At 71.8% G+C, this 8,107-nt stretch carries 5 protein-coding genes; 3 read left to right on the top strand and 2 right to left on the bottom strand.

Annotation, left to right across the window (positions count from 1 at the left end; genetic code table 11):
* On the top strand, positions 1-2,938 hold a 2,938-nt coding region (locus tag ND747_RS18855), incomplete at its 5' end, for an AAA family ATPase (RefSeq protein ID WP_251735041.1).
* On the opposite strand, the gene ND747_RS18860 is transcribed toward ND747_RS18855, so the two are convergent.
* Both ND747_RS18860 and ND747_RS18865 read right to left on the bottom strand, forming a co-directional pair.
* Positions 2,900-3,778 carry an ABC transporter permease gene (locus tag ND747_RS18860; RefSeq protein ID WP_251735042.1) on the bottom strand — a complete coding sequence of 293 codons (879 nt, stop codon included), beginning with the start codon at positions 3,776-3,778 and terminating at the stop codon, positions 2,900-2,902. The genes ND747_RS18855 and ND747_RS18860 overlap by 39 nt on opposite strands.
* Entirely contained in the window at positions 3,778-4,803 is a 1,026-nt protein-coding gene (locus ND747_RS18865) for an ATP-binding cassette domain-containing protein (RefSeq protein WP_251735044.1), read from the bottom strand. The genes ND747_RS18860 and ND747_RS18865 overlap by 1 nt, the downstream gene beginning before the upstream one ends.
* A gap of 848 nt (positions 4,804-5,651) precedes the next feature.
* On the opposite strand from ND747_RS18865, the gene ND747_RS18870 reads away from it, so the two are divergent.
* Both ND747_RS18870 and ND747_RS18875 read left to right on the top strand, forming a co-directional pair.
* Complete coding sequence (locus ND747_RS18870; RefSeq protein ID WP_251735046.1) at positions 5,652-6,590, top strand: hypothetical protein; 939 nt, start codon at positions 5,652-5,654, stop codon at positions 6,588-6,590.
* Positions 6,591-6,946: 356 nt separating this feature from the next.
* A partial coding sequence (locus tag ND747_RS18875; protein WP_251735048.1) for a hypothetical protein occupies positions 6,947-8,107 on the top strand: 1,161 nt, incomplete at its 3' end.

Consider the following 8,107-nt stretch of genomic DNA (forward strand, 5'->3'; position numbering starts at 1 on the left):
CAGCGCCGCGACGAACCTGCAGTCCCACGCCACCTCGAACGTGTCGAATGTCGCCCAGGCCGCCGCGCTCGCCGCCGCACACCTGTTACTCGCCCGGGCCCAGTCCCGAACGGGCCACCACGGCGAGGCGTTCCCCGTTCTCGTCGCGGCGCAGACGGTGGCGGCGCAGGCACAGCCGCGGCAGCTCGCGGACGAGGACCTGCTGGCCGACCTGCTGCGCAGCGAGGCCGCGGTACGCGGGCCCGGCGCGGCCCTCGAACGCTACGAGCAGTACCGCCGCGACCTGCGGGAACGCCTCGGCACAGGCCCCGGGGAGGCACTCGCCCGGGTGCAGCGGGACCTGCTCGCCCGCGACCGGCCGGTCCGCACCGGCATCAGCCACGACGCCACGGCCCTGCTGGGCCGCCAGCATGACGTCGAGGTGCTGCTGGGGCTGCTGGGCCGCTCGCGGGTCGTGTCGATCGTCGGGCCGGGGGGGCTCGGCAAGACCCGGCTGGCGAACCTGCTCGCCCGGGAGGCCGAGCTGCCCACCGTGCACGTCGTCGGGCTGGTCGGGGTGAGTGCGCCCGAGGATCTGCTGGGGGAGATCGGCTCGGCACTCGGCGTGCGCGACTCGATCGGCGAGCGCCGGGCGCTGACCCCCACGCAGCGCGCCGACCTGCGTTCCCGGATCGCGGCGCGGCTGTCTCGGGGGCCGACCCTGCTGGTGCTGGACAACTGCGAGCATGTCCTCGCCGAGGTTGCCGGCCTGGTTGCCTTTCTTGTCGCAACCGTCGCCGATCTGCGGGTACTCACGACCAGCCGGGCACCCCTGGCCATCGGCGCCGAGCGGGTTCATCTGCTCGGGGAACTGGCCCGCCCCGACGCGATCGAGCTGTTCCGCCAGCGCGCGACGGCCGCCCGACCCTCGGTCCGCCTCGACGACGAGGTGGTCGGGCGGATCGTCGAGCGGCTCGACGGCCTGCCGCTGGCGATCGAGCTGGCCGCGGCGCGGGTGCGGGCGATGTCGGTGCACGACGTCGACCGTCGGCTGGCGGACCGGTTCGCGCTGCTGCGCAGCGGTGATCGCGCCGCTCCCGACCGCCACCGCACCCTGCTCGCGGTGATCGACTGGTCGTGGAACCTGCTCGCCGAGCCGGAGCGGCGCTCGCTACGCCGGCTGTCGCTGTTCCCGGACGGTTTCACCCTGGACGCCGCCGCGGACGTCCTCGCCGAAGCCGACCGTGGTGACCCGGCCGGCTTCGGCGATGCGGTGGATCCCGGCGATGCGGTGGATGCGGTGGATGCGGTGCAGGCCCTGGTCGACCAGTCGCTGCTGAGCGTGCGCGAGTCGGCCGGCGGGGTGCGCTACCGGATGTTGGAGACCGTTCGCGAGTTCGGTCGGCTGCGGCTGACCGCGGCCGGCGATGAGGCGCCGGCGCGGCGGGCGTTGCGGGCCTGGGCGGTCGGCCACGCCACCCGGCACGGCGCGGAGCTCGTCAGCGAGCGGCAGTTCGACGCGATCGACGCGCTCGCCGCCGAGGAGACGAACCTCGCCGATGAGCTGCGGGCCGCCCTCGTCGAGGGCGACGGCGAGACGGTATCCCGGCTGGTAGCGGTGCTCGGCATGTTCTGGGAGATCCGTGGCGAACACACCCGGATGATGGTGCTGCTCGACGCCGTCACCACCGTGCTGTCGCGCTGGGAACCGCCGGCGACGGCCCTGACGTCGACGCTCACGGCAGTGACCATCATCGCCCGCACCTCGCTGTTCATCGGCGATGGCCGACTGCCGGCCGCGGTCGGTGAGCTGCTGGCCCGGCTGGGTCCGCAGGCGACGGACAATGCGGCGCTGCGCGGGACGGTGCAGATACTGCTCGCGCTGGACCGGGCCCAGCCGGCGGACATCGAGGCGCAACTGATGCGCCTGACCGCGGAGGCCGACCGGTCGACCCGTCTGGCCTGCCTGGTATGGCTGATCCGCCGGCGGGAGAACGCCGGTGCGCCCCGGGCGGCGATCGCGGCGGCCACCGAGGCGCTGACCCTGACCACGGCGCAGGACGGGCCGTGGCTCACCGCACTGCTGCACGCCCAGCTCGCCGAGCTGACGATGCAGCTTGGCGATGCGGACGCCGGGCGGTCCCACGCCCAAGCAGCCCTGCCGGTCATGGAACGCCTCGGTGCCCGCGACGACGTGGCGCAGCTGCACGTTCTGCTCGCGATCGACGCGATCAACAACGGCCGGTTCGGGCAGGCCGAGGACTACCTTGCCCGGATCGGCCCGCCCGACGGGTCGCCTCTGGGCGGCGCGATCCTGGCGGCGATCGGTCGGGCGGAGCTCGCGCTCGCCCGCGGTGACACCACCGACGGCCTGCGCCGTCATCTGGCGGCGACGCGCGAGATGCGCGAGGTCCGGCTGCCCGGCAGCGTGCCGACCGGCGCCGAGCCCTGGGTGGTAGTCGCGGACGCGCTCTCGCTCGCCGCGTTCACCTGGCACGCGAACACCCGAGATGATCTTGAAATCGGCTACGACCTGTTCCGCGACGGCCTGCTCCGATGTGTCGGCGTGTTGCGACGCGAGGCAGCCACGATCGACTATCCCGCCTGCGGCGCTCTGCTGTTCGCACTCAGCGCCTGGGCCCTGCGGCACGGCGCGGACGGCGGCAGCGAGCAACCGCTGGTGACGCTGCGCGTGGCGGTGAAGCTGCTCGTCCTGGCCCGACAGTTCTCCTGCGTCACGACGACCCCGTCGCTGTCCTGGCCGCGGATCGAGGCGCTGGCCGAACGGCAGGCGCCGGGCGCGCTGCGCACGGCCCTGGCTGCGGCCGACGACCAGACGGACTGCGACGAGCTACTCGGCGAGGCCCGGGCCCTCGTCGAGCAGCTCGTCGCGCGGCTGGTCACACCGGGCGGCCGTGAGCTACAGCTGGCGCCGGTAGTTGAGGACCGACAGCGGTAGGAAGATCACGATCACGGCGAGTCCGGTGAGCAGGGTCCAGCCGACCTGTGCGGTGAGCACGCCGTTGTTCGCCAGGTCCCGGGTGGCGGAGACCAGGTGTGACACCGGGTTGACCCGGGTGAACGCCTCCAGCCACCCCGGCAGTGTCTTCGCCGGGACGAACGCGTTCGACAGGAAGGTCAGCGGGAACAGGATCATCATCGAGATGCCCTGGACGCTGCGGGCGCTCTTGGCGATCGTGCCGATCCAGGTGAACGCCCACGCCATCGACCATCCGGTGATCACCGCGAGCACGATCGCCCCGAACACGCCGAGCACCCCGCCGCCGGGCCGGTAGCCGAGAACCAGCCCCATCGCGTAGGTGAGCATCGCCGCGATCAGGTAGCGGACCAGGTCGGCGACCATCGGCCCGGCCAGCGGCGCGACCCGGGACATCGGCAGGGACCGGAACCGGTCGAAGACTCCCTTGTCCATGTCCTCCCGCAGCTGCGTCCCGGTGGCCATGCAGGTGGTGAGCACGGTCTGGGCGACGATCCCGGGGATCAGCAACGGCAGGTAGCTGTGTACGTCACCGGAGATCGCGCCACCGAAGACGTAGGCGAACATCGCGGTGAACAGCAGCGGCTGCATCACCACGTCGAACAGCTGCTCCGGGTTACGGCGCATCTTCTTCAGCGCTCGCCACGCCATGGCGAAGGTCTGGGTGAGGGTGTCTCCCACCCCGGCCCGGGACCGGGTGCGGGCGACCGCGGCGGCGGGGTCGATTCGTGGCGCCGACCGCGGCGGTGCGGTGGGTGCGGTGGGTCCTGCGGCGGACGGTGCGGTGAGGACGGTGTTCATCAGGCCACCTCCATGACATGGTGGTCGTCGGCGGTCCCGGCGGTCTCGGCGGTCTCGGCGGGACTCGTCGGGCTCTGGTCGGGGACGGCGCCATGGCCGGTGAGGGCGAAGAAGACCTCGTCCAGGGTGGGCTTGGCGACACTGACCGAGGCGATGTCGACGGCGGCCTCGCGCAGCGCGATCAGGACGTCGGCGGCCCGGTCGGCAACGTCGAGCGGGACGTTGAGACGTCCCGACTCGGGTGTGGTGGCCGGCTCCGCCCCGAGGACCCGCCACACCACCTCACGGGCCCGGACCGGGTCGGCGCCGGGGGCGAGTTCGAGCTGCAGGGTGGAGTCGCCGACCTGGGACTTCAGCGCGTCCGGAGTGCCCTCGGCCACCTTGCGGCCCTGGTCGATCACGCACACCCGGTCGGCGAGCTGGTCGGCCTCGTCCAGGTACTGCGTGGTGAGCAGGACGGTGCAGCCATCGTCGACCAGGCCGCGGATGGTGTCCCACATCTGGCCGCGGGTGCGCGGGTCCAGGCCGGTCGTCGGCTCGTCGAGGAAGATCAGTGGCGGGCGGGTGATGAGTGAGGCGGCGAGGTCCAGGCGGCGGCGCATGCCGCCGGAGAACTCCGCGATCCTGCGGTCGGCGGCCTCGCCCAGCCCGAACTGGTCCAGCAGCCGCCGGGCGGTGGCCCGGGCGTCCTTCGAGCTCAGGCCCTGGAGGCGGCCGAACAGCCACAGGTTCTCCGCGCCGGAGAGGTCTTCGTCGACCGAGGCGTACTGGCCGGTCACGCCGATGAGCTGGCGGACCCGGTGCGCCTCGGCGGCGACGTCCACCCCGAAGATCTCGGCCCGGCCGCCGTCGATCGACAGCAGCGTGGCCAGCATCTTCAGCGTGGTGGTCTTCCCGGCGCCGTTGGGCCCGAGCACACCGAAGATCTCCCCGGTACGCACCTCGAGGTCGATGTGGTCGACGGCCCGCAGGTCGCCGAACTTCTTGACCAGGCCACTGGCCTGGACCGCGGGCATGGTGGTCACAACTGCTCCCTCCGTCCGGGGTGGGATGCGGGCCGAGCGAGGATCGGACGCCGCGGGATCGGACCTGAGCAACGTTAGGCAGCGGCGGTATCACCGCCCCTACACGCCGGTTTCACCGGCAACCGGCCCGCGATGGCCGCCCGACACCGACCTCGCCCGGCACCCGACCTCACTCGGCACCCGACCCCACCGGACGCCCGGCCGGCCGGCGGCCGCGTGCGCGGGTGACGCCCCGCTCCCGGCACCGCGCACCCCGCGCCGCTGGACGACGTGCCAGCGGACGGTCGTGCGGCAGGTCGTCATGGTGGTCGCGCCGGCCGGTGGGTGCCAGGTGTCCCGGTTTCCGGCGGATCCCCGGCCACCCAGCCGCTTATCCCGACACTGGCGAGATGGAAGCCGAAGCCGGGAAACGCCGATCGGGAACTGCCCGAGCGGAAAGGCGGGGTGGAGATAGCCTGCCGACGCTTACTGACGGGTGAAGGCGATACCCAGCGTACGGCGGAGCTCCGAGCACCGGTGAACTCGATGACCATTTACGTTCCGAGCGCGGTGCACAGTGCACTATTCGCATGCCCTTTTGGTCGATACCTGCCCCGGTAGCGACAGGAGCGGCCGGCGAAACTTGCGCATACCCGGCGCACTCGTACCGGGTCCAGCCCCGACCCGACCACGTTCTCGACGTGGCGCCAGCTCCGGGACCCACCCGCGCGATCGTCGCCACACAACGACGGCGAACTCGCGGGGCAACCGATACGAAAGGACGCAAAGTAATGCCAGTGAATCTCGGCCTGAGGTGGAGAAAGAAACCGCAGAAAAGTGGCGGTGGGTGGCAGGCCATCGCCCGGCTGATGACCCTTGGGGCAATCATCGCCGGTGCTCTGGTGGTATCGGGTGGGCCCGCCTCCGCGGCGACCCTCACCGACGTGAGCTGGTCGGTCGACAACAACGCCACAGGTGCGACGGGGGTTACCTACACCTGGAGCTTCACCACCCTGACCGCGGGAACCGTCACGTCGGTGACCTTCACCGTCCCGGCCGGCACGACCGGAACGCCGACGATCTCCAGCGTCGCCGGCCTCGGCGCCGGCACGGTCGCCCTGGACACGGGCACGAACACCGTGACCTACACGGTGACCACCCCGGCCGCGGTCGCCGCAGGCGTGCCCGTCTTCGTCCAGTTCGGCGGGTTCACCAACACGGACACGCCCAGCCCGCCGCCGCTCAACTCGACGGTGACGACCCAGGCCACCGGGCCTGCGACGATCGACACCGGAACCAGCGCGGATGTCAACTTCGGTGACTCCAACACCGCGGTCACGATCCTGCTCGGCCGCTCGCTGATCTTCACGAACGACACCCCCGCCTTCACCCTGCAGCCCGTTCCCGGCACCCCGGCCGGCCCGGTCGCCGCCAAGACCGTCACCCTGACCGTCCAGACGAACGCGGGCGGCGGCTACACCCTGGCCGCGGCCATGGCGCCGGACCCGACGTTCGTGCAGCAGGAGAGCACCGCCGGGTCGGCCACGTTGACCACCAACAGGTTCGCCGCCCAGGCCACCCTGACCCCGAGCTCCACCTCCGGAGCGACCCTCTCCGCCCCCTACACCGCGGACAAGTACGTCGGTTATGACCCGACTACCCCGCAGACCATCGTGACGGCGACAGCCGGAACCGACGGCGGTTTCGACACCCTCACCCTCAACAACCAGATTGCGGTGGACTTCAGCCAGCCGTCCGGCGCCTTCCACGGAAACATCGTGTACACGGTGACCCCCACCTACACGTAAAGAACAAGCGGTCAGCACGCAGAATGTGTTCTGGTTGACTGGGACCGGCAGTGTGCTCGCTCTGGCGGGTCGGGCGCACTGCCGTCTTACAGCTCCCCGGCGAGGGTGGAACGGGTAGCCGGAAAATGCAAGTTCGGCAACCTGGACATCCGGTTGGAAAAGACAGAAAACGACGGCCTGCCGTGATGATCCCAGCCGCCGGCGGCGTGAACTTCGACGCGCCGGAAAATTCCGCTCCAGGTGTCGACCCGGAGCGGCCGGGCCGAAACCCGCTTCCGAATCGCCACCTCCCTTGCGCTTCGCGAAATCTCGGACAGGATTGGGGTCGGCAAGATTGGGGGACTGGAGAATGTGGCGTGACATGTACAAGACACCACCGCGGCCGGGCCCGAGCCGCCGCGACGGCCGTCGTCCTGGCGGCGGCCGTCCTCGGCATCGCCGGCACACCGGCCCGCGCGCAGAACGAGCCGTCCGGCGGCGAGGCACCCGGTAGTGCACCCAGAGCGGCAGCGGCAGTGCACGGGCCCGAGCTACAGGTGACGTTCGACCCGCCGGGCAGGCCGACACGGGCGGTTCCCGGCCAGACCGTTCTCGCCCACTTCCTCGTCACCAACCCGGGGCACGAGGCTGTCCCGGTCGGTATCCGCCCGGCCACGCCCATCCCGGGTAACAATGGCCGGCTGGACTTCAGGGACGCACCGGACCCCCGCTTCGGTTCCGGCGTTTCCTGGTCCCCGTCCCGGTTCGTCGCCAGCCCCGGCTCGACGACCTCGATCGACGTGAAGGTCGCCGTCCCGCCCGCGCTGGCGCCCGGCGGTTACCTGCTGGGCTTCCTCGCCCGGCCGTTGAGCGGCGGCCCCGGAGTCACGGTGCTCCATCAGCTGGGTGCCCTGGTCACGTTGCAGGTCCCCGGTGACACCCACGAACATGCCAGCGCCCACCTGCGGGACTCGGGCCGACGTCTGCCGGTGCTGGGCCACGTGCAACTCGCCACCCACGGGGAGGCGACCCTGCGCATCGTCGACGATGGCCCGTCAAGTCTGTTCGCCTTCCACGAGGTGACCGCGGACCTGCGTCCGACCGGCATCGGTCATGCCGTCCTGCACGGGCACACCGCGCGCCTCGACAACAACCTGCGGCAGCCTCCGCAGCTGTTCATGCCCGGCAAATGGGCCGACCAGCCGATCTCCTGGCGCGCCCTCCCACTCGGTCTCGGCCGGACCCGGCTCACCGCGGTCGTGTCGTACCACGCCGATCTGTCGACCACCCGGGCCGTCACGACCACGGCCGACATCTGGGTCGTCTCACCCTGGTGCCTGCTCGCCGTCGTCGGCTGGCTCACCGCACTGCTCCTCACCTCCTCCGCGCAGGCCCGCCGGCTCGCTCACCGGCACCGCCGACGGCGCGCGCTGGCCGTCCGGGCCGCCCGGGCCCCCACCACCCCCCCCCCCCCCCACCCCCCCCCCCCCACCACCCACCCACCCCACCCCCCCCCCCCCACCCCCCCCCCCCCCCCC

It is taken from the genome of Frankia sp. R82, assembly GCF_023716925.1.
GTDB lineage: Bacteria > Actinomycetota > Actinomycetes > Frankiales > Frankiaceae > Frankia.

Bases quoted from the DNA above. Each gene is read 5' to 3' on its own strand.
- ND747_RS18860 (WP_251735042.1), bottom strand. From the start codon at position 3,778: ATGAACACCGTCCTCACCGCACCGTCCGCCGCAGGACCCACCGCACCC.
- ND747_RS18870 (WP_251735046.1), top strand. From the start codon at position 5,652: ATGACCCTTGGGGCAATCATCGCCGGTGCTCTGGTGGTATCGGGTGGG.